Genomic DNA, 19,687 nt, shown 5'->3' with positions numbered 1-19,687 from the left:
CTCCATTTTGAGATGGAGTTTCGGGGTTTTCAGATGGAATTGGATCAAACTGTCAGGGCATCGGTGGCGTATCTCGTGCATGACATGGACGACACCGCCGTTCATCGGAGAGTCGATCTGCTTTTGGGAGAGGGTTTGGCGGTGGCTCTTGGCGGCTTTCGCAGGCGCGCATCGGTGATGGACACCGACATCGCGCATCGGGTGCTTGATCTGCGCCGCACTGTTGATCTGGGCCGCACCATGGATGCGCGATTGATGCAGCGTGCGGCGGCGGTGGCGCGACATCTTCTTGATCCGGCAGCGGTTCGGGAGCTTTGCTACGGAGCTTCGGTGATCGTCGCCCGAAACCTTGAGATGCTCGTGCTCGCGTGGCGTGTGCGCCGGCGCGAGCAGCGTCTGGTCTACGAGTGCCTGGACATCCATCGGCTGATGCTCGGCGGGGGCTGGAAATCCCGTATGCTCAGGTGGCTGGAGCGGTGGTTGCTGGCGCGCACGGACCTGGTGATCGTGAGTTCACCGGCGTTCGCGGATCGCTACTTTTCGAAAAGGCAACGGCGCTCCGAAGGCGTGATACTGGTGGAGAACAAAGTGTCCCGCTCGCGGTCCAGCGTGCCTCCCTCGCCTAGATCCTCCAGTGACGCCCCCATTGTCATCGGGTGGTTCGGAATGCTGCGCTGCCGCCGGACCTTCACGCACCTTGCCCAACTGGCACAGCGGGCGAGAGGGCGCGTGGAAGTGGTGATCGCCGGCATCGCCAGTCCTGCCGAATTCCCCGATTTCGAAGCGGAAGTGTCGAAGATCCCACGGATGCGATACCTGGGAGCCTATCGCCCCGAAGACCTGGCAGACCTTTATACCGGTGTCGATTTCGTCTGGGCCATCGACTATTTCGAGGAAGGGATGAATTCGGAATGGTTGTTGCCCAACCGGCTCTACGAAGGCCTGGCCCATGGCGCGATACCCATCGCCTTGAAAAGCGTCGAAACCGGGCGCTGGCTGGCGCGCCGTGATGTCGGGTTGTTGTTGGACGATGCGGACAGCGAACTGCCCGATCGATTGCTGGGGCTGACCGCCGATGAGCGATGGCGCATGCAGCTCGCCATTGCCGCCTTGCCGGATGGCGCGCTTCATCAGGCCCTTTCCGAGCGCCGTGCCATAGCCGAGGCCATCTTAGGGCGTGTCCGTGCCTGATTTCGACGGTGCCGACATGCTCATCGTCGTACCCTGCCTGAACGAGGAAGCGTACCTGCCCGCCTTGCTGGCGAAGCTACTGCGCAATGTGGGCGGTGCGCTGGTCGTGGTGGCCGATGGCGGAAGTACCGATCGAAGCAGGGAGATCGTCAGAAATCTCGCCTCCAGGCACGATAATCTGGTGCTGCTGGAAAATCCCAAACGGATGCAGGGGGCGGCGGTAAACCTGGCGGCTCGCCGCTATGGCGCCGGACGTCGCTGGCTGGTGCGGATCGACGCACATGCGCGATACCCGGAAGAGTTCGTCCCACGCCTCGTGCTTTCGGCGCAGGGCATGCGGGCGACCTCGGTGGTCGTGCCGATGACCACACGGGGGACGGGATGCTTCCAGAAAGCGGCGGCTGCGGCGCAGAACTCCGTGCTGGGCACAGGCGGCGCCGTGCATCGCCACGTCGGAAGGGGGCAGTGGGTCGAACATGGCCACCACGCCCTGTTCGACCTCGTCCTGTTCATGATGGTGGGAGGATATGACGAGGATTTTGCCGCTAACGAGGATTCCGAACTCGATCGCCGGCTTATCGCCGCGGGCGGCCGCATCTGGCTCGAGCCGGATGCTGCGATCGTCTACCACCCTCGTGCCTCCGTGAGCGCCCTGTTCAGGCAGTATCGCAATTACGGCAAGGGTCGCGCGCGCAATCTCAAGCGACATCCGGCACCGTTGAAGTTGCGCCAGATGCTGCCGATCGGCGTGCTGCCGGCAATCGCCACTGCACTGAGCGCATTTGCGGCGGCGCCTTTCGGGTTCGGAGCGATGGTGCTGGCAATACCTATGTCATGCTGGTTGGCGGTGTCGCTCGTCGGCGGGGCGTTGCTCGGCATGCGCGCGCGATCGGGATGTGCGGCCTGCTCCGGAATTGCCGCGATGACGATGCATGCTGGCTGGTCGCTGGGCTTCATAGGTGAGGCGCTGAGCAGGCGCAGGATGCCGCCGTCACCATCGTCGCTAAGGCTCGATCCATTGCCCGATGAGCCATCGATGGATGAAACACCGCTGCGGGTGGCACAGGCTACCTGATCAGCCGGTCTGGCGCAGCCCTATTTGCTCCACCGTGCTGCGCGCGCAGCCCGTTCTTGCGCGGCGTCAAGCGGATCGCCTGAGGCCATCGCTTGCGCCGCGGCCATGAGATCTCCCGCGGCCGAGCCGGCTTGTCGGTATTCGCCGTGCGTGGTGGCCTCGTTAGTCATCGCCCGGCGCAGGACCCAGCCTTCGCTGTCCTTGCAGGCGATGCCCGAACTGGCGCCGGCGTCGTAGACGCGGCAATAACCGCCGTCACTGCGCCGGAAGCTGGTGAGAATCCGCAGCTTGCCGGTTTCATCGCTGGACGCGAGCTTTTCGTCGAGGCCCCTGGCCAGCATGCCTGTCGCCACAAGCGCACCGCTTGAAGTCACACCGGCACCGTCATCTGCAATGCGCGTTCCGAAGAACAGTCCCAGCACGAGCGAGGCGGCGATCGCTGCTCCCATGCCGGACCAGCGCGGCAGCGTGAAGCGGCGCGAACTGGCGGCGCGGGTCTGCCTGTCCCGGCGCGCGCGCGCGGCGGTGAAATCGAGAATCCGGGCGGGTTCGTCCGACTTGGCGTCGATCATCTCCGCTTCGACGTCCTCTGCCGCAGCGGCTGCGATCATCAGGGTCAGGCTTTCCGGCACCGGCTCTTCAGCGACGGGATCGAAGTGGCCGCGCAGTAGCGCACGCAGGCGCTGCTGCTCCTGGAGTCGCGACGAAAGCGTGGGGTCGGCGGCAATCGCATCGGCCACCCGCTGCCCGTCGGCGCCGGACAGTTCGCCATCGGCGTAGGCGGCGAATTCCTCCTCGCTCACGGTCATGCGATTTCTCCGAGTTCGCGCAGCAATGCCTCGCGGCCACGCCCGAGCCGCGAGGTGAGCGTGCCCTGCGGCACGCCGATGATTTCGGCCGCTTCCTTGTAGGCAAAGCCCTCGACCAGCACGAGCACTACCGCTTCGCGCTGGTCGTCGGGCAGACGGGCGAGGGCGCGGCCGACATTACCCAGTTCGACCATGTTCTCGGCATCGCGATCACCGGGTGTGCCGACGTTGGCGCCTTCCTCCTCGTGAGTGAAGGTCTGCGAGCGCCGCGTCCTTGCCCGTACTTCATCGATCCACTGGTTGCGCATAATCCTGTAAACCCAAGCGTCAAGCCGCGTGCCGTCCTGCCACGACTGGCGGGACTTGAGCGCGCGCTCGACCGTCTGCTGGCACAAGTCGTCGGCGTCGGCCGCATCACGGGCGAGGCCCCGCGCGAAGCGCCGCAGGCGCGGCAGCAGGGCGGTGAGTTCCTCGCAGAAACGGTCTTGGCTCGTCGATGCGTTCATCGAAATGTCTTGTCCGCAGGATGAAACGGACCGACTGCCGCGTTTCATCCCTGAATGCCACGAAATTTTTGCTATCGGATGGATCGATGAGAAATCGCACCCTTCTTTCGGCCGGGATTGCCGCCATCTTTCTCGCCGCGCCGTCGGTGCCGGTCGAAGCGCAGCTCGGTGGTGGGCTGCCGATGGACCTGCCCGGGACCGTGGGCCGGGTGCGCGATACGCTCGGCGACATTGCCGGGCCGGTGATAGAGCCCGTCGGGCGGATCGTGAGCGACGTGCGCGCGCTGGCGAACGAGCGGGTGCGGCGGCTCACCCGGCTGGTCGCCGATCACGGCGACCGGGTCGAGTGGGACGAGCAGCACCAGCCTGCCGTGCGGGGCGAAGTGCTGATGCTGGACCCCGACGAGGCGGCGCTCGATACGGCCCGGCGGCAGGGGTACAATGTGATCGAGCAAGGTGCGCTGGAAGGGCTCGATGTACGCTTTGCGCGCCTCGAGGTGCCGTCAGGCGCCTCTCTGGCCAAATCGGTGGAGGACTTGCGAAAGACCCTTCCTGGCCGGGAGATCAGCGCGGATCAGTTGCATTTTCCTTCGGGTGGCACCCCCACGCAGGACGGCAAGGCGGTATCCGGCGCGCTTCCACGCGGCGGCACTGTCGGGGTCATCGACGGCGGCATCGGTGGTTCGACGCGGCTTGCCTCGCAGCGTGGCTTCGCGGCGGGAGCGCCGAAAACAAGCGACCATGCCAGCGCGATCGCCTCGCTTCTGACGGGGGCGGGGACTGCGCGTATCTATGGCGCCGATGTCTATGGCGCGGACCCGGCGGGCGGCAATGCGCTGGCGATCGCAAGGGCGCTGGGGTGGATGCAGGTGCAGGGCGTGCCGGTGGTGTCGATCAGTCTGGTCGGTCCGTCCAACCCGCTGCTGGCGCGGGCGGTGGCTTCGGCGCAGAGCAAGGGGATGACGGTGGTGGCGGCGGTCGGCAATGACGGCGCGGCTGCTCCGCCTGCCTTTCCGGCGTCCTATCCCGGCGTGATTGCGGTGACAGGCGTGGACGGATCGGGACGCGTGCTGATCGAGGCGGGGCGTGCCTCGCACCTCGATTATGCCGCGCCGGGAGCGGACATGTCGGCGCTGGTGCCGGGCAAGGGCCGTCAGTCGCTGCGCGGAACGTCCTATGCTGCGCCGCTGGTGGCGTCGCGTATCGCGGCGCGGCGGGCACTCGTCAGAAGTGCCGCAGAGGCGCTGAAAGCCGTGGATTCCGAAGCCATCAAGGGGCAGCGCCGAACCGGACGCGGCGTGTTGTGCAACATCTGCCGATCGGGCCTTTAGAAAAAATCTGAAATAATTTCATCGGCCATGGATGAAAGCGAAATGGCCATCCGTTCCTTCCATCAGACACCCCGGACGGGGCCAACGACAACAAGGAAGGAGCAAATCCCATGAACAAGCTCTCACTTACGACCGCCATCGCAACTCTTGCCCTGATCGCCGCGCCAGGCGTGGCCAATGCCCAACTGCTGGGCGGTGGCGGCCTTGGCGGATCGCTCGGCGGTGGCCTCGGCGGCTCGCTGGGCGGCACCATCGGCGGTGTCGGCAGCTCGATCGACGGGACCATGGGCGGTGCGGGCGACATCAGCGCCTCGCGCGCCAGCCGCAGCGTTTCGTCGCGGGCCTCGGGCAATGCCAGCGGCCACGCCAGGAAGTCCGTGACCAAGCCCTCGGTTTCGGCGCCGGATACCTCGGCGGTGACCGGTGCAGCCGATAGCGCCCGCTCGCAGGCCAGCGGCCTCGTCGACTCCGCCCGCTCGACGGCGGGTAGCGGTTCGGCAACCGGCACGGGTTCGGCCACGGGCTCGCTCGCCGGTTCACTGACGGGATCGGGCGCGAACGGCTCGGCTTCGGGTGCGGGCAATCTCGCCGGTTCGGGCAGCCTGCCTGATACTTCGGGCGTGACCTCGCAGGTTGCGGGCACCGCGACCGGGACGGCTCAGGCAGCCCGCTCGGCCGCGGCAGAGAAGGCGCAGGCGGTCGGCAGCCAGGCCCGCGATGCGGCGTCCAGCGCGGCGAACAGCTCAGCCTCGGGTTCGGGTAATGGTTCTGCCAACGCGCAGGCGGGCAAGCGCAGCGCCAACGTGAACGGCTCGGGCAGCGGTTCGGCTTCGAAGAGCGGTGCGAATGGTTCGGTCGGCCTCGGTGCCAGCACCAGCCGCGACCAGTAAGTTCCGCAGATAAGCCTTCGTCAGAAAGGCGTGCCTAACACCGCCGCGTCGCTTCCATCCCCCACCGATGACGCGGCGGCCTGCGCCCCCGGGAGAGACCACTCACTCTCGGGGGCGTTCTCATGCGTGCGATCAGGCGGCAGCGCGGATGGTGACCGGGATCGACTTGTAGGCCGGGGTGCCGCTCGCGGGGTCATAGTTGTCCAGCGGCACAAGGCAGTTGGCCTCCGGATAGTAAGCCGCCAGCGAGCCGCGCGCGATGGCATGGCGGACCAGCGTGAAGCCCTTCAATGTGCGCCCGGCCGGGGTGGTGACGTCCACCTTGTCGCCCTCGGCCAGACCCAGCATGGCAAGGTCCACTTCGTTGGCGAAGATCACGTCGCGGCGGCCGGTGACGCCGCGATAGCGATCGTCAAGGCTGTAGATGGTGGTGTTGTACTGGTCATGGCTGCGGATCGTGGTGAGCAGCAGCGAGCGCTCGACCTGTTCCTCGGCGTGGGGGTGCGCGATGAACTGCGCCTTGCCGGTCGGTGTCTTCCACGTGCGGGTCGCAGGGCCGATGGTGAGGCGGAATCCACCCGGCTCGCGCACGCGAATGTTGAAGTCGCGAAAGTCGGGATAAACGGCCTCGATGCCGTCGCGGATGCGGTCGTAGTCGGCGACGAGCGCGGCCCAGTCGATGCGGGTGTGCGGCATCGCCGCCTGCGCCAGCCCGGCAACGATCGCCGGCTCGGAGCGCACGTCGGGGCCGGGCGCCTTGAGTTTCCCGCGTGAGGCGTGGACCATCGACATGCTGTCCTCCACCGTCACCCACTGCGGCCCGGCCTGCTGTACGTCCAACTCGGTGCGGCCGAGGCAGGGGAGCACCAGAGTCTCCTTCGCCGTCAGCAGGCAAGTGCGGTTGAACTTGGTGAGGATATTGACCGAAAGGTCCAGCCCGCGCACCGCGGCGAAGCAGGCCTCGGGATCGGGCATGGCGACGGCGAGGTTGCCGCCGAGCGAGATCAGCGCCTTCGAGTGTCCGGAGCGCATGGCGGCAAGGGCTTCGACTGCATTGTGGCCGTGATGGCGGGGCGCGGCGATGCCGAAAGCGTCGTCGAGACGCTGCAGCATGTCCTCGGTCGGCAGTTCGGTGATGCCGACGGTGCGGTCGCCCTGTACGTTGCTGTGGCCGCGCAGGGGGCAGATGCCCGCGCCCGGCTTGCCGAACTGCCCACGCAGTAGCAGCAGGTTGGCGATCGCCTGCACGTTCTGGGTGCCGTGCTTGTGCTGGGTGATCCCCATGCCGTAGCAGACGATCACCCGCTCCGCCTTCATGTAAACTTGCGCCATGCTTTCGATGGCATCGCGCGTCAGGCCGGAGGCGACCTCGATCCAGTTCCAGCTGGTGGCATCGAGATCGGCCCTGAGCGCGTCCAGCCCTTCGGTGTGATCGGCGATGAAAGCGTGGTCTAGGGCGTCGGCCTCAACCACCAGTTTCATCATGCCCTTGAGCATCGCCATGTCGCCGCCAATGCGGACCTGATGGTAGGCAGAGGCGAGCGGGGTGGAATGGGTCGAGAGCATTTCGGTGGGATGCTGCGGCGACTTGAAGCGTTCGAGTCCGCGCTCGCGCATCGGGTTGGCGACGACGATGGGCACGCCGCGCTTCGATGCGGCGGCCAGCGTGCCGAGCATGCGCGGGTGGTTGGTGCCGGGGTTGTGGCCGATGCAGAAGATCGCGTCGGCGAGGTCGAAATCCTCCAGCGTCACCGTGCCCTTGCCGATGCCGATCGACTTGGGCAGGCCGGTGCTGGTCGCCTCGTGGCACATGTTCGAGCAGTCGGGGAAGTTGTTGGTCCCGAACTCGCGCGCGAAGAGCTGGTAGAGGAACGCGGCCTCGTTGGAGGCGCGGCCGGAGCAGTAGAACTCGGCCTGGTCGGCGTGGGCGAGGGCCTGCATCGATGCACCCGCGCGGGCGAAGGCTTCGTCCCATGTGATGGGCACATAGTGGTCGGTCTCGGCATCGTAGCGCAGCGGTTCGGTGAGGCGGCCCGCGTCCTCCAACTGGTGATCGCTCCAGGACCACAGTTCGGTGGCGGTGTGGCGCGCGAAGAAGTCGGGATCGACGCGCTTGACGGTGGCTTCCCAAGTAACGGCCTTGGCGCCGTTCTCGCAGAATTCGAACGAGGAGGTGTGCCGGGGATCGGGCCAGGCGCAGCCGGGGCAGTCGAAGCCGTCGGGCTGGTTCATTTGCAGGAGCGCGCGCGTGTCGGGGCTGGCCTTCATCTGCTCGCGAACGGTACGCGCCACTGCGCGCAGAGCGCCCCAGCCGCCGGCCGGCCCCGTGTAGTCGCTAATGCCTTGGGGGCGGTTCTCGGGTTCACGCGTTTCGCTCATGACTCTGGTACTCGCTGCATGGTGGCGCGGCCGGTTTAGCATCCCGCGTCGGAAAATCCGACGGTACAGGAGTATGCTTTGTGCGCGGACCTGGTTGCATGCTGCGCAGCACAGAGCGGCACCATCAGAGGTCCTCTATCAGCGCGGTGGGCACTTCGTAGCCCCATTGCGCATACTTGCGCGCGATGACGGCGGCCATGAGCGCCAGTTCGGGTGAGCGGTCGCCGGGGCGGTGGCTCATGATGATCGGCGAGGTCGCAGGCTCCACGAGTTCGCGGAAGGCGACGTCGTGGCTGCGGGCGCGGCGGACCGATTCCGGGACGATCGCCATGCCTTCCTGCGCCGCGACGAGGCCGATGGCGATCTGCAGTTCGCGCGCCTCGTGGACCACGCGCGGTTCGATGGAATGGTCGCGGAAGAGCGAGATCACCTGGTCGGCATAGCTGGGGCGCGGTGCGCGCGGGTAGAGAATTTGCGGTTCGTCGGCGAGTTCGCGCAGGGAGATCGGCTCCTCGCCGTTCGCGAGCGGGTGATCCGTCGGGAAGGCGGCGATGAGTCTTTCGTCGCGCAGGATGATGCGCCGTACTGCCGGATCCTCGAACCGGATACGACCGAAGCCGACGTCGATACGCCCGTCCTTGAGGGCGGCGATCTGGTCGAGCGTCGTCGCTTCCACCATGACCAGTTCGACGTTCTCGGCGACCTTGCGGAATTCGCGGATCAGTTCGGGCAGGCGCGCGTATATGGTGGAGGCGACGAAGCCGATGACCAGGCGCCGGCGCCGACTGGTCGCCGCCGCCTTCACCATGGTCTCCACGTCTTCCATGCGGGCGAGCATCTGCAGCGCCTGGGCATGGAGCAGCCGTCCCACCGCGGTCAGCCGCAGCGGCCGGCTCGACCGGTCGAGCAGCGGGGCGCCGACGTGAGCCTCCAGCTGCTGGATCGCGCGCGACAATGGTGGCTGGGCGATGTGCAGCCGTTCTGCCGCCCGGTTGAAGTTACCTTCGTCCGCAACCGCCACGAAGTAACGCAGGAGGCGCATGTCCATCACGAGATCTAAACCCTCCCTCTAGCATCGCTCGGGCTGCAATATACCCAACAGGTATGTAGTGTTGACCGCATTGATCTTTGATAGAAGTATCGCGCAGGCATATCTGTCCCATGAAAGCTAAGCATATGGGAGAGTCGCTGCAATGGCTATGTTAAGCCGCGCTGATACCTTCATCGTCGATGTGCCGACGATCCGGCCTCACGTGCTGGCCATGGCTACCATGCATGCGCAGTCGATGGTGATCGTTCGGCTGATCGACGCCGACGGCGTCGAGGGACTGGGCGAGGGCACCACGATCGGCGGCCTCAGCTATGGCGAAGAGAGCCCCGAGAGCATCAAGTCCGCGATCGACACCTACATCGTCCCGGTGCTGGAAACCTGCGATATCGCGCAAGTCGGCGCGACTATGGCCAAAGTCGCCAAGTGCGTGCGCGGCAATCACTTCGCCAAGTGCGCGGTGGAGACGGCGCTGCTCGACTTGGCAGGCAAGCGGCTCGGGGTTCCGGTGTCCGAACTGATCGGCGGAGGCCGGGTGCGCGGCAGCCTGCCAGTGGCCTGGACGCTCGCCAGCGGCGACACCGCGCGTGACATCGCCGAGGGCGAGGCCATGCTGGAGGCGCGCCGCCACCGCATCTTCAAGCTCAAGATCGGCAAGCGCGACGTGCGCGACGACGTGGCCCATGTCGGCGCCATCTGCAAGGCGCTCGGCGACCGGGCCAGTGTGCGGGTGGACGTCAACCAGAACTGGAGCGAGGCGCAGGCCAAGCTGGGCATGGCGATGCTGGCCGATGTCGGCTGCGATCTCGTCGAGCAGCCGATCGCCGGGGACGACGTCGCTGGCATGGCCCGGCTGTCCACCACGCAGGCGGTGCCGCTGATGGCGGACGAGGCGCTTCATGGCCCCCGCTCCGCGCTGCGTATCGCTGCGAGCCATGCCGCGGGCGTCTTCGCGCTCAAGATCGCCCAATCGGGCGGCCTTTTCGCCACCGCCGAAGTCGCCGCGATCGGTACGGCCGCGGGTATCGGCCTGTATGGCGGCACCATGCTCGAAGGCGGGATCGGCACCATTGCGTCGGCCCATGTCTTCGCGACCCTGCCTGAACTCGCCTGGGGCACCGAACTGTTCGGTCCGTTGCTCCAGACCGAGGAAATCCTTTCCGAGCCGCTGGCCTATGCCGACTTCTCGCTGGCGGTCCCGACTGCGCCGGGCCTCGGCGTCAGCCTCGACGAGGACAAGCTCGCCTTCTTCCGGCGCGACCGGACCGCGCCCGCCCTTCACGCCGTCAACGCAGGAGCCTGACCCCCGTGCTTTTCATGGTCGAAATGGACGTCAACATTCCCCTGGGCTTCGATCCCGCCGAAGCGGCGCGGATCAAGGCCGAGGAAAAGGCCTACTTCCAGAAGCTCCAGGCCGCGGGAACCTGGCGCCACATCTGGCGCAAGGTCGGCTTGTACTCGAACGTCTCGATCTTCGACGTCGAGAGCAACACCGCGCTGCACGACACGCTCATGGCACTGCCGCTGTACCCCTTCATGACCATGAAGGTGACGCCGCTGTGCCGCCACCCTTCCTCCATCCATGACGACGATCGCTGATCGCCACCGCCCGGAATAACGGGCCTAGAATTACGGGAGAGAATGAAATGGACACCAGCTTCGTAAAGACCCCCGAGATCCAGCAGTTGCTCGACCGCGCCGCCGGCGTGAACGAGAGCGGCGGCAGCCCGCGCCTCAAGGCGATCGTGCGCGACCTTACTGAAAGCGTGATGGAACTCATCGTCAGGCATGACGTCTCCGAGAGCGAGTTCTGGCTGGCGATGAAGTACCTGTCGGACAGCGCAGGTGAGATCGGCCTGATCGTCCCCGGCACCGGCCTCGAGCACTTCCTCGACCTCTACATGGACGCCAAGGACGCCGAGGCCGGCCTCACCGGCGGCACGCCGCGCACCATCGAAGGCCCGCTCTACGTCGCCGGTGCGCCGCTCGTGGAAGGCAACGCCAACCTCAGTGTCGATCCCGACGAGGGCACCACCGTGCTGCACATGACAGGCACCGTGACCGGCCCCGATGGCGAAGCGGTCAAGGACGCCATCGTTCACGTCTGGCACGCGAACTCGAAGGGCTGGTATTCGCACTTCGACCCGACCGGCGAACAGACCCCGTTCAACAACCGCCGCCGCATCAAGCTGGCCGACGACGGGCGCTATGCGTTCCATTCGAACCAGCCGAGCGGCTATTCGGTGCCGCCCGAGGGCGCGACCGACAAGCTGATGCAGGCGCTGGGCCGCCACGGCAACCGTCCGGCCCATGTCCACTTCTTCATCGAGGCGCCGGGCTACCGCACGCTGACGACGCAGATCAACTTCGGCGACGATCCCTTCGCGGCCGACGACTTCGCCTTCGGCACCCGCGCAGGGTTGCTGCCAGTGCCCAGTCGCCAGGGTGACAGCGCCTACATCCAGTTCGACTTCCAACTGCAGCGCGCCCACGACGCCGGTGACGAGGGCTTCTCCTCGCGCACCCGCGCCGAAGCGACGCCTGCTCCGGAAGCCGAAACCGTCTGACAACCAGAACACGGGAGACAGGATCATGCACGAACACCTGATGAGCCGCGTTGCGACCGCCGTGGTCGACGACCCCGAGACCGGCCTGTTCCGCTGCCGCCGCGACGTCTTCACCGACCCGGCGCTGTTCGAACTCGAGATGAAGTATATCTTCGAGAGCAACTGGGTCTACGTTGCCCACGAAAGCCAGGTCGAGAAGAAGAACGATTACTTCACGACCTGGATCGGGCGCACCCCGGTGATCCTGACCCGTGCCAAGGACGGCGGCCTCAACTGCGTCGTCAACGCCTGTGCCCATCGCGGCGCCAAGCTGTGCCGCCGCAAGCGAGGGAACCAGCCGCTGTTCGTGTGCCCCTTCCACGGCTGGAGCTTCAAGACCGACGGTTCGCTGATGCGCGCCAAGGACGCCAGCACCGGCGCCTATCCGGACAGCTTCAACCATGAAGGGTCGCACGACCTGACGCGCGCCCGCGTCGAAAGCTATCGCGGCTTCATCTTCGCCTCACTCAACCACGATGTGCTCCCGCTGGAAGAGCATCTGGGCGAAGCGAAAGTCATCATCGACCAGATGGTCGACCAGGCGCCCGAGGGGCTGGAACTGCTGACCGGCAATTCCACCTACACCTTCGACGGCAACTGGAAGATGCAGATGGAGAACGGCTGCGACGGTTACCACGTCAGCTCCGTTCACGAAAACTACCAGTCCACCATGGGCCGGCGTGCCGAAGGCGGGACCAAGGCAGTCGATGCCAACGGCTGGTCGAAGGCTCCGGCAAGCGGCGTCTACGGCTTCGAGCATGGCCATATCCTGCTCTGGACGCAGGTGCTGAACCCCGAAGTGCGCCCGATCTGGAGCCACAAGGCGGCGCTGGACGCACGGCTCGGCGAGGACAAGGCGAAGTTCATTCTCGAACAGACGCGCAATCTAGCGCTCTATCCCAACGTGTTCCTGATGGACCAGTTCTCCACCCAGATCCGCGTGGTGCGTCCGATCGACGTCCATACCACCGAGGTCACGATCTACTGCTACGCGCCCAAGGGGGAGAACGCAGAGGATCGTGCCCACCGCATCCGCCAGTATGAGGACTTCTTCAACGTCACCGGCATGGGTACGCCTGACGACCTCGAGGAATTCCGCAGCTGCCAGTCCGCCTACGAAGGCGCAGGCGAACTGTGGAACGATCTCAGCCGTGGCGCTACGCGCTGGATCCATGGCCCCGACGCCAATGCGAAGGCGATGGGCATGAACCCGCTGCTCTCCAGCGAGCGTAGCGAGGACGAGGGCCTCTTCGTGCGCCAGCACGAGTTCTGGGCGCAGATCATGCTCGACGGCATGGCGAAGGACGCCGAACCGATGCTGGAGGCTGCGGAATGACCCTCGTTCTGGAAAACACTGCCGCCGCGCTGTCCTATGCCGAGATCTGCGCGTTCCTCTACCGCGAGGCGCGCCTGCTCGACGACCGCGAGTTCGACGAATGGCTGGAATGCTATTCGCAGGATGCCGAATACTGGATGCCCGCGTGGACCGACGACGATGCGCTGACCACGAACCCGCAGACCGAGATCTCGCTGATCTACTACGGCAACCGCAAAGGGCTCGAGGACCGGGTCTACCGCCTGAACACCGAGCGTTCGTCGGCCAGCACGCCTGAAGCGCGCACCTCGCACTTCATCGCCAATGTCGAGGTGCTGGAGACGCGCGAAGGTGCGATCGACCTGCGCTACAACTGGCACACGCTCAGCCACCGCTACCAGCAGACGCAGCAGTTCTTCGGAACCACCTTCCTGACGCTGGATACGGCTGGAGACGTCCCGAAGATCCTGAAGAAGAAGATCGTTCTCAAGGACGACTACATTCATCAGGTCATCGACGTCTACCACGTCTGAGGAGGCTGCAGTGATCTTCGCAGGACGGTTCGCAGGCAAGGTCATGGTCGTGACCGGCGCCGCGCAGGGTATCGGGGCAGGTGTTGCCACACGCGCGGCGGCGGAGGGCGCAAGCGTCGTCCTCGTCGACCGAGCCGATTTCGTCGCCGAGGTGGAGCAGGCCATCGTCGCGGATGGCGGCAAGGCCGTCTCGGTGCAATGCGACCTTGAAACCTACGAGGGTGCGGCCGAGGCGATGGCGGCGGCCGTCGCGGCGTTCGGGCGCATCGACATTCTCGTCAACAACGTCGGCGGCGCGATCCGCATGCGCCCGTATGCCGAGTTCGAGCCGGCGCAGATCGATGCTGAAATCCGCCGCTCGCTGATGCCGACGCTCTATTGCTGTCATGCGGCGCTGCCGGTCATGCTGGGGCAGGGATCCGGTACGATCGTCAACCTCTCGTCCAACGCCACGCGCGGCATTCGCCGGGTGCCCTATTCGGCGGCCAAGGGTGGGATCAACGGCATGACGCAGGCGCTCGCCATGGAGTACGCCGAAGCCGGCATCCGCGTCGTCGCGACCGCGCCCGGCGGCACCAGCGCGCCCGCGCGCCGCGTCGCCCGCAATGCCGAGGGCGACAACGCGCAGGAGCAGGCCTGGATGGCCGAGGCGGTGGCGCAGGTCACCTCGTCCGCCTTCATGAAACGCTATGGCACGCTGGAGGAACAGATCGCGCCGATCCTCTTCCTCGCCTCGGACGAGGCCAGCTACGTGACCGGATCGGTCCTGCCGGTGGCTGGTGGCGATATCGGCTGACGCCAGCTTCATAGGACATGGATAGGTGCCCAGACTGATCGCCGTCACCCGCTCGGGCGACGAAACCGCCATCGGTGCTTATCGCACCGACTTCTCGCGCTTGTCCTGCCTGATCGCCATGACCCTGGCGCTCGACGGCCTGCGTGTCACCATCGCACCTGAGGACTGATCTATGCCTTTCACTCAAGCTGCAGGCGCCAGCCTCTACTGGAAGCGCGACGGCCGCGACGACGCACCTGCGCTGGTGCTGCTCAACTCCATCGGCACCGATATGGATTTGTGGGACGCGGTGCTGCCACTTCTGCGCGAACACTTCGCGCTGCTGCGGATCGACGCGCGCGGCCATGGTGCGTCAATTGCCGAACCGGGTGACTTTTCGATGGCGATGCTGGCCGCCGATGTGCTTGCAGGCGCGGACGCGGCAGGTTTTGCGCGCTTCAGTGTCGCGGGCGTCTCGCTGGGAGGGATAATCGCGATGGAACTGGCCGTCGCCGCGCCCGAGCGGATTGAAAAGCTCATCCCCATCTGCACGTCCGCCACGATGGACAGCGCTTCGTGGAACGATCGTATCGCGAAAGTGCGCGGTGAGGGGATGGCCGCCATCGCCGATCTTGCGATGGGGCGTTTTCTGTCGGACACGGCCGAACCCGCGATCTACGAAGCCGTGCGTCGTCAATTGCTTGGCATGGACGCGCAAGGCTACGCGGGCTGCGGGGCGGCGATCCGCGACATGTATCTAGCCGAGCGTATCTCCGGCATCGCCGCGCCCACTCTGGTGGTAACCGGCACGCGCGATACCTCGACGCCGTTCGAAGGGCATGGCGAATATTTGCTTGCCCGCATCCCCGGCGCTGCGCATTTGTCGATCGAGGCTGCACACCTTGCACCGCTGGAGGCTCCCGCCGAACTGGCCTCAGGCATGATCGCCTTCCTCCAGGACTGAGCCCATGGAAAAATCAGACGTCGTCATCGTGGGAGCGGGACATGGGGGAGCGCAGTGCGCGCTCGCCCTGCGCCAGAACGGGTTCACCGGAACCATCACTGTCATCGGCCGCGAGCCGGAGCATCCTTACGAGCGCCCGCCGCTCTCGAAGGAATACTTCGCGCGGGAGAAGAGCTTCGACCGCCTCTACATCCGCCCGCCGACGTTCTGGGCCGAGAAGGAGGTGACCTTCAAGCTCTCCACCGAAGTCACCAAGGTGGACGCCGAGGCGAAGGAACTGACGCTCTCGAACGGCACGACCTTCGGCTACGGCAAGCTGGTCTGGGCGACCGGAGGCGATCCGCGGCGCCTGTCGTGCGGCGGCGCAGAGCTGGCTGGCGTCCACGCCGTGCGCACCCGCGAGGACTGCGACACGCTGATGGCCGAGGTCGATGCGGGAACGCGCAACATTGTCGTCATCGGTGGCGGCTATATCGGCCTCGAGGCAGCGGCGGTGCTGTCGAAGATGGGGCTGAGCGTGGTCCTGCTCGAAGCCCTGCCGCGCTTGCTGGCGCGCGTCGCGGGTGAGGAACTGTCCGAGTTCTACCAGAAGGAACACCGCGATCACGGCGTCGATCTGCGCACCGGCGTTGCGGTTGAATGCCTCGAAGGCGACGGTCACCGGGTAACGGGCGTGAAACTGGTCGATGGCGAGGTGATCCCCGCCGAGGCGGTGATCGTCGGCATCGGCATCGTGCCCGCCGTCGGTCCGCTGATCCTCGCAGGTGCCTCGGGCGCCAACGGCGTGGACGTGGACGAGTTCTGCCGCACCTCGCTACCGGACATCTACGCGATCGGCGACTGCGCGGCCTTCGCCTGCGATTATGCGGGCGGCACGGTGATGCGGGTGGAATCGGTGCAGAACGCCAACGACATGGCAACGTGCGTGGCCAAGGCGATCTGCGGGGACGCAAAGCCGTACAAGGCGTTCCCGTGGTTCTGGTCGAACCAGTACGATCTCAAGCTGCAGACGGCCGGGATCAACATGGGCTTCGACCAGACGGTGACGCGCGGCGACGTCGAGGGGCGCAGCTTCTCGGTGGTTTACCTCAAGCAGGGCAAGGTCGTGGCGCTGGACTGCGTGAACATGGTCAAGGACTACGTGCAGGGCCGCAAGCTGGTGGAAGCGGGTGCGACGCCTGATGTCGAGCGCCTCGCCGACGCAGGCGTACCGCTGAAAGAACTGGTGTGAGGATGACGTCGTCCCGGACCCGATCCGGGACCGCTGGCCGTGAACCGCCTTGCGACGACGAGAGCAGCGAGGAAGTGATCGGGGCGATTGTCAGGGCGCGACCCGGCAGGTAGGCTCGTCGCCTCGAACAGCAGTAGAGGTCGCGCCGGATTGTTTCCTTCCAAGCCCATCGTTCCGACCGTTGCTCCACATGACGCTTGAAGCACAGGCGAGAGCAGCGTTGCGACAGGGGGACCTGAAGGGCGCGGCGTCGGCGGCGGGTGCGCTGGCGCAGGCGAGGCCGGACCAACCGGCGGGTTTTTTCCTGCTTGGCGTGGCGGCGGCAGAAGCGGGGCAGATCGCGCGTGCGGTGCCCCTGCTCGAAGCGGCGGTCGCGCGCGGGCCGGAGCCGGAGCATCTTGCCCAACTGGCCAAGCTGCTCATCCTGCTGCGGCGCGACGGGGAGGCGGCAGACGCGGCGCGGGAGGCGATGGCGCTGTCGCCGATGGATGCGCGCACTTTCGACACCATCGGGTGCGTACTGGCGCGCCTCGGCGATCACGAAGCCTCGCTCGCGCCGTTCGCTGCCGCAGTGGCAGCCGAGCCGGACGACCTCGAATATCGCTACAACCTTGCGGCCGCCAGCGGCTTTACCGGCCGTCTCAATGAGGCAAGCGCTCACTACGAGACGATCCTTGCCGCTGACCCGGTCAATGCGCGGGCGCATTACGCCCTTGCCATCCTGTCACGGCAGACCGCGCAGGCCAATCACGTCCCCCGGCTGAACGCGGCGCTGGCGGCGGTACGTGAGCCGGACGCTGCGCTGCGCATTCGCTATGCGCTGGCCAAGGAGCACGAAGATATCGGTAACTCCGCCGATGCGTTCCGCCACCTGTCGGCCGCCAACGACGCGCACAAGCGCAGCATCGGCTACGATTTCGCGCAGGATGCCGAGATATTCGACGCAATCGAAACCGTGTTCGAAAAGGGCTCGCCGGTAAGAAGTGAAGGGCGGCGCGGCGCCGCTCCCATATTCGTGGTCGGCATGCCGCGCACCGGAACCACGCTCGTCGATCGCATCCTGTCCTCTCATCGCGACGTCGAGGCGGCCGGTGAATTGCAGGCGATGCCGCTGGCGGTGAAGCTGCTGGCAGGTACTCCATCGCGCCGCGTCATCGACGGCGAAACCGTTGCGGCGAGCGTCGCTGTCGATGCTGGGGAACTGGCCGCCGCCTACCTTGAGCGTGCGGCCCATCACGTGGCGGCGCAGAAGCCGCGCTTCACCGACAAACTGCCTGCCAATTTCCTGTACATCGGGCACATTGCGCGCGCCTTGCCCGATGCCCGGATCGTCTGTCTGCGTCGTAATCCGATGGACACGATCTGGAGCAATTACAAAAATCTGTTCGGAAGCCAGTCGCCTTACTACGCCTATTCCTACGATCTGATGGATACCGCACGCTACTATGCGCGCTTCGACCGGTTGATGAAGTTATGGCAAAGCCTCTGGCCGGATAGCGTGTTGCAATTGTCCTATGAGGCGCTCGTCGCCGATCAGGAGGGCGAGACGCGGCGAATGCTTGCTCATTGCGGACTGGAGTGGGACGAGGCCTGCCTCGCCTTCCACGAGAACCGCGCCGCCGTTGCCACGCCGAGCGCGGCGCAGGTTCGGCGGCCGATCAACGCAGATGCCGTCGAGCGCTGGCGTGCGCATGAAGCGGCACTCGCGCCAGCGCGGGCATGGCTGCAGACGCAGGGTATCGACGCCTGAGCCCATCGCTCCTCACCGCGAGCGCGGCGAGATAAGCCATGCCAGTCGCAGTGACAGCCGGCATAGGGGTCAGGAAAGCAACCTCGGCACCGACATGGTGCGGATGGAGAAGCGGGCGTCGGGATGCTCCACCCCGTCGCGGTGCGCGGCACGGTGCTGGACGACGCCGTTCTTGCCGAAACCCTGGACCACCGGCCGATCGGTCTTGCTCGACAGCCAGAGGCGTAGAAGGTGGCGCTTGCGCTGCGGTTCGGGCCAGTCGAAGAACTCGGTGCGCGAGTGGAGCGCAGCATAGTTCGACAGCCACTGGATGTCGCCGGGACGAAAATCCATCGCGATCGCCATGCCGGGCTCGTACGTAATTTCGTCGAAGAGGCGCAGGACTTCCAACTGATCCTCGGTCAGCTTCGGCACGCCGGGGTACTCCTGCGCCGTCACGATATAGAGCGAACCGGCATACATCGAGAAAACCCCGTCCTCCACACTCACCACCGGCGAGGTGTAGGTATCGGCGGGCGCTTCCGCGTCCTGGCGCCTCCAGTCCCAGTGGAACGGCTCGAGCAGCAGGTGAGCAAGGTCCGGTCGGCGGCGCAGGATCTCGTTGTAGATCTCCGCGCCTGAGACCAGGCACGACAGCCCGCCTTCGCGCGCGCCGCGCAAACACATCAGCGCGACGATGTCGGAACTGTCGGAATGATAGACCAGCTTGTCGCGCACCTTGGAGGACTTCGCAGTGGGATCGTCCATCGTCTTGTCGCTGGTGGCGTAGACGTGGTCGAGCAGGTCGCCCATCTCGTTCTGGCGGATCGGATCGCCCATGTGCAGGCCTAGCACGTAGTAGATCGCACTCGACAGCGCATCGGAATAGAGGTCCGAACGCAGCCCGCGCACCAGCACGAAGCCGCGCCCGAAATCGACGTCCTCTCGCCACGCCTTCACCGCATCGGCGCAAGCGACCAGCGGATAGTCTTCCGCCTGGACGAAACGCAGGTCAGGGTCGTCCTCGAGGAAGCGGTTTCCCAGCGTTTCCAGTTCGGCGAGCTGGTCCGCGTCGAGTTCGTAGACCCAGTCCTGGCCCTCCATCAGACGATCCCCGCGCCATGCGGCGGCGGTCAGGACGGGGCCGAGGGCGGAGGATGGAATTTCGGCGACGGTCATAACGGCATGTCTCCTGTGGCGCGTGGCGGCACTCTAGGCATGCTGACATCGCATTGTCTTGATGCTGGACGCACGCGAACGTGCACGAAAGTTCACCATGCATAGCCGCTGGAATTGATTTCTGTG

The 19,687-nt window shown here is 65.8% G+C and carries 19 protein-coding genes; 14 read left to right on the top strand and 5 right to left on the bottom strand.

The annotated features are described in order from the left end of the window. The first annotated feature begins 33 nt into the window (after positions 1 to 33). Both BES08_RS19645 and BES08_RS19640 read left to right on the top strand, forming a co-directional pair. The gene (locus BES08_RS19645; RefSeq protein ID WP_069709565.1) at positions 34 to 1,191 is read left to right on the top strand and encodes a glycosyltransferase; all 1,158 of its coding nucleotides are present in this window, start codon (positions 34 to 36) and stop codon (positions 1,189 to 1,191) included. Beyond that, the gene (locus tag BES08_RS19640; RefSeq protein ID WP_008832831.1) at positions 1,184 to 2,266 is read left to right on the top strand and encodes a glycosyltransferase family 2 protein; all 1,083 of its coding nucleotides are present in this window, start codon (positions 1,184 to 1,186) and stop codon (positions 2,264 to 2,266) included. The genes BES08_RS19645 and BES08_RS19640 overlap by 8 nt, the downstream gene beginning before the upstream one ends. Positions 2,267 to 2,286: 20 nt before the next feature. On the opposite strand, the gene BES08_RS19635 is transcribed toward BES08_RS19640, so the two are convergent. Beyond that, positions 2,287 to 3,075: an anti-sigma factor gene (locus BES08_RS19635; protein ID WP_008832830.1), complete on the bottom strand. Its 789-nt coding sequence runs from the start codon at positions 3,073 to 3,075 to the stop codon at positions 2,287 to 2,289. Then, on the bottom strand, positions 3,072 to 3,581 hold the full coding sequence (locus BES08_RS19630) for an RNA polymerase sigma factor (protein WP_008832829.1): 510 nt from the start codon (positions 3,579 to 3,581) through the stop codon (positions 3,072 to 3,074). Before BES08_RS19630 ends, BES08_RS19635 begins: the two co-directional genes overlap by 4 nt. Before the next feature lie 86 nt (positions 3,582 to 3,667). Between BES08_RS19630 and BES08_RS19625 the strand changes: the two genes are divergently transcribed. Together BES08_RS19625 and BES08_RS19620 are read left to right on the top strand one after the other, a co-directional pair. Next, positions 3,668 to 4,912 carry a S8 family serine peptidase gene (locus BES08_RS19625; protein WP_069709381.1) on the top strand — a complete coding sequence of 415 codons (1,245 nt, stop codon included), beginning with the start codon at positions 3,668 to 3,670 and terminating at the stop codon, positions 4,910 to 4,912. A gap of 110 nt (positions 4,913 to 5,022) precedes the next feature. Next, the gene (locus tag BES08_RS19620) at positions 5,023 to 5,802 is read left to right on the top strand and encodes a hypothetical protein (protein WP_008832827.1); all 780 of its coding nucleotides are present in this window, start codon (positions 5,023 to 5,025) and stop codon (positions 5,800 to 5,802) included. A gap of 132 nt (positions 5,803 to 5,934) precedes the next feature. On the opposite strand, the gene BES08_RS19615 is transcribed toward BES08_RS19620, so the two are convergent. After that, on the bottom strand, positions 5,935 to 8,181 hold the full coding sequence (locus tag BES08_RS19615; protein ID WP_069709380.1) for an FdhF/YdeP family oxidoreductase: 2,247 nt from the start codon (positions 8,179 to 8,181) through the stop codon (positions 5,935 to 5,937). 124 nt (positions 8,182 to 8,305) lie between these two features. Beyond that, a complete protein-coding gene (locus BES08_RS19610) occupies positions 8,306 to 9,229 on the bottom strand; it encodes a LysR family transcriptional regulator (protein ID WP_008832825.1) in 924 nt (307 codons plus the stop codon). A 145-nt stretch (positions 9,230 to 9,374) separates the two neighbouring features. Between BES08_RS19610 and BES08_RS19605 the strand changes: the two genes are divergently transcribed. The 10 genes from BES08_RS19605 (at position 9,375) to BES08_RS19565 (ending at position 18,403) form a co-directional block, all read left to right on the top strand. Beyond that, positions 9,375 to 10,532 (top strand): muconate/chloromuconate family cycloisomerase, encoded by a 1,158-nt coding sequence (locus tag BES08_RS19605; RefSeq protein WP_008832824.1) that lies wholly within the window; start codon positions 9,375 to 9,377, stop codon positions 10,530 to 10,532. Positions 10,533 to 10,537: 5 nt separating this feature from the next. Further along, positions 10,538 to 10,828 (top strand): muconolactone Delta-isomerase, encoded by a 291-nt coding sequence (gene catC, locus BES08_RS19600; RefSeq protein WP_008832823.1) that lies wholly within the window; start codon positions 10,538 to 10,540, stop codon positions 10,826 to 10,828. A 47-nt stretch (positions 10,829 to 10,875) separates the two neighbouring features. Further along, positions 10,876 to 11,796 (top strand): dioxygenase family protein, encoded by a 921-nt coding sequence (locus tag BES08_RS19595; protein WP_008832822.1) that lies wholly within the window; start codon positions 10,876 to 10,878, stop codon positions 11,794 to 11,796. Positions 11,797 to 11,821: 25 nt separating this feature from the next. Continuing rightward, entirely contained in the window at positions 11,822 to 13,171 is a 1,350-nt protein-coding gene (locus BES08_RS19590; RefSeq protein ID WP_008832821.1) for an SRPBCC family protein, read from the top strand. Beyond that, on the top strand, positions 13,168 to 13,683 hold the full coding sequence (benB, locus tag BES08_RS19585) for a benzoate 1,2-dioxygenase small subunit (RefSeq protein WP_008832820.1): 516 nt from the start codon (positions 13,168 to 13,170) through the stop codon (positions 13,681 to 13,683). Before BES08_RS19590 ends, benB begins: the two co-directional genes overlap by 4 nt. 10 nt (positions 13,684 to 13,693) lie before the next feature. Continuing rightward, positions 13,694 to 14,479, top strand: coding sequence for a benzoate diol dehydrogenase BenD (benD, locus tag BES08_RS19580; protein ID WP_069709379.1), 786 nt, complete (start codon positions 13,694 to 13,696; stop codon positions 14,477 to 14,479). Positions 14,480 to 14,504: 25 nt separating this feature from the next. Further along, positions 14,505 to 14,648 (top strand): hypothetical protein, encoded by a 144-nt coding sequence (locus tag BES08_RS33705; protein WP_172705185.1) that lies wholly within the window; start codon positions 14,505 to 14,507, stop codon positions 14,646 to 14,648. Positions 14,649 to 14,651: 3 nt separating this feature from the next. Beyond that, positions 14,652 to 15,422 carry an alpha/beta fold hydrolase gene (locus BES08_RS19575; RefSeq protein WP_036524997.1) on the top strand — a complete coding sequence of 257 codons (771 nt, stop codon included), beginning with the start codon at positions 14,652 to 14,654 and terminating at the stop codon, positions 15,420 to 15,422. A 4-nt stretch (positions 15,423 to 15,426) separates the two neighbouring features. Continuing rightward, the gene (locus tag BES08_RS19570; protein ID WP_036525000.1) at positions 15,427 to 16,653 is read left to right on the top strand and encodes an NAD(P)/FAD-dependent oxidoreductase; all 1,227 of its coding nucleotides are present in this window, start codon (positions 15,427 to 15,429) and stop codon (positions 16,651 to 16,653) included. A gap of 190 nt (positions 16,654 to 16,843) precedes the next feature. Beyond that, positions 16,844 to 18,403 carry a tetratricopeptide repeat-containing sulfotransferase family protein gene (locus BES08_RS19565; RefSeq protein ID WP_069709378.1) on the top strand — a complete coding sequence of 520 codons (1,560 nt, stop codon included), beginning with the start codon at positions 16,844 to 16,846 and terminating at the stop codon, positions 18,401 to 18,403. A 69-nt stretch (positions 18,404 to 18,472) separates the two neighbouring features. On the opposite strand, the gene BES08_RS19560 is transcribed toward BES08_RS19565, so the two are convergent. Further along, complete coding sequence (locus tag BES08_RS19560; protein WP_008832414.1) at positions 18,473 to 19,561, bottom strand: TauD/TfdA family dioxygenase; 1,089 nt, start codon at positions 19,559 to 19,561, stop codon at positions 18,473 to 18,475. Positions 19,562 to 19,687 lie beyond the last annotated feature (126 nt).

Source organism: Novosphingobium resinovorum (genome assembly GCF_001742225.1).
In the GTDB taxonomy this organism is placed as follows: Bacteria; Pseudomonadota; Alphaproteobacteria; order Sphingomonadales; family Sphingomonadaceae; genus Novosphingobium; species Novosphingobium resinovorum_A.
Note: the sequence above shows the minus strand (reverse complement) of the source record. Positions and strands in the feature narration are given on the sequence as shown.

What these genes read in the sequence shown, in the direction of transcription:
- BES08_RS19645 (WP_069709565.1), top strand. Translation starts at nt 34, where the DNA reads ATGGAATTGGATCAAACTGTCAGGGCATCGGTGGCGTATCTCGTGCAT.
- BES08_RS19635 (WP_008832830.1), bottom strand. Translation starts at nt 3,075, where the DNA reads ATGACCGTGAGCGAGGAGGAATTCGCCGCCTACGCCGATGGCGAACTG.
- BES08_RS19630 (WP_008832829.1), bottom strand. Translation starts at nt 3,581, where the DNA reads ATGAACGCATCGACGAGCCAAGACCGTTTCTGCGAGGAACTCACCGCC.
- BES08_RS19625 (WP_069709381.1), top strand. Translation starts at nt 3,668, where the DNA reads ATGAGAAATCGCACCCTTCTTTCGGCCGGGATTGCCGCCATCTTTCTC.
- BES08_RS19620 (WP_008832827.1), top strand. Translation starts at nt 5,023, where the DNA reads ATGAACAAGCTCTCACTTACGACCGCCATCGCAACTCTTGCCCTGATC.
- BES08_RS19615 (WP_069709380.1), bottom strand. Translation starts at nt 8,181, where the DNA reads ATGAGCGAAACGCGTGAACCCGAGAACCGCCCCCAAGGCATTAGCGAC.
- BES08_RS19610 (WP_008832825.1), bottom strand. Translation starts at nt 9,229, where the DNA reads ATGGACATGCGCCTCCTGCGTTACTTCGTGGCGGTTGCGGACGAAGGT.
- BES08_RS19605 (WP_008832824.1), top strand. Translation starts at nt 9,375, where the DNA reads ATGGCTATGTTAAGCCGCGCTGATACCTTCATCGTCGATGTGCCGACG.
- BES08_RS19595 (WP_008832822.1), top strand. Translation starts at nt 10,876, where the DNA reads ATGGACACCAGCTTCGTAAAGACCCCCGAGATCCAGCAGTTGCTCGAC.
- BES08_RS19590 (WP_008832821.1), top strand. Translation starts at nt 11,822, where the DNA reads ATGCACGAACACCTGATGAGCCGCGTTGCGACCGCCGTGGTCGACGAC.
- benB (WP_008832820.1), top strand. Translation starts at nt 13,168, where the DNA reads ATGACCCTCGTTCTGGAAAACACTGCCGCCGCGCTGTCCTATGCCGAG.
- BES08_RS19575 (WP_036524997.1), top strand. Translation starts at nt 14,652, where the DNA reads ATGCCTTTCACTCAAGCTGCAGGCGCCAGCCTCTACTGGAAGCGCGAC.
- BES08_RS19570 (WP_036525000.1), top strand. Translation starts at nt 15,427, where the DNA reads ATGGAAAAATCAGACGTCGTCATCGTGGGAGCGGGACATGGGGGAGCG.
- BES08_RS19565 (WP_069709378.1), top strand. Translation starts at nt 16,844, where the DNA reads ATGACGCTTGAAGCACAGGCGAGAGCAGCGTTGCGACAGGGGGACCTG.
- BES08_RS19560 (WP_008832414.1), bottom strand. Translation starts at nt 19,561, where the DNA reads ATGACCGTCGCCGAAATTCCATCCTCCGCCCTCGGCCCCGTCCTGACC.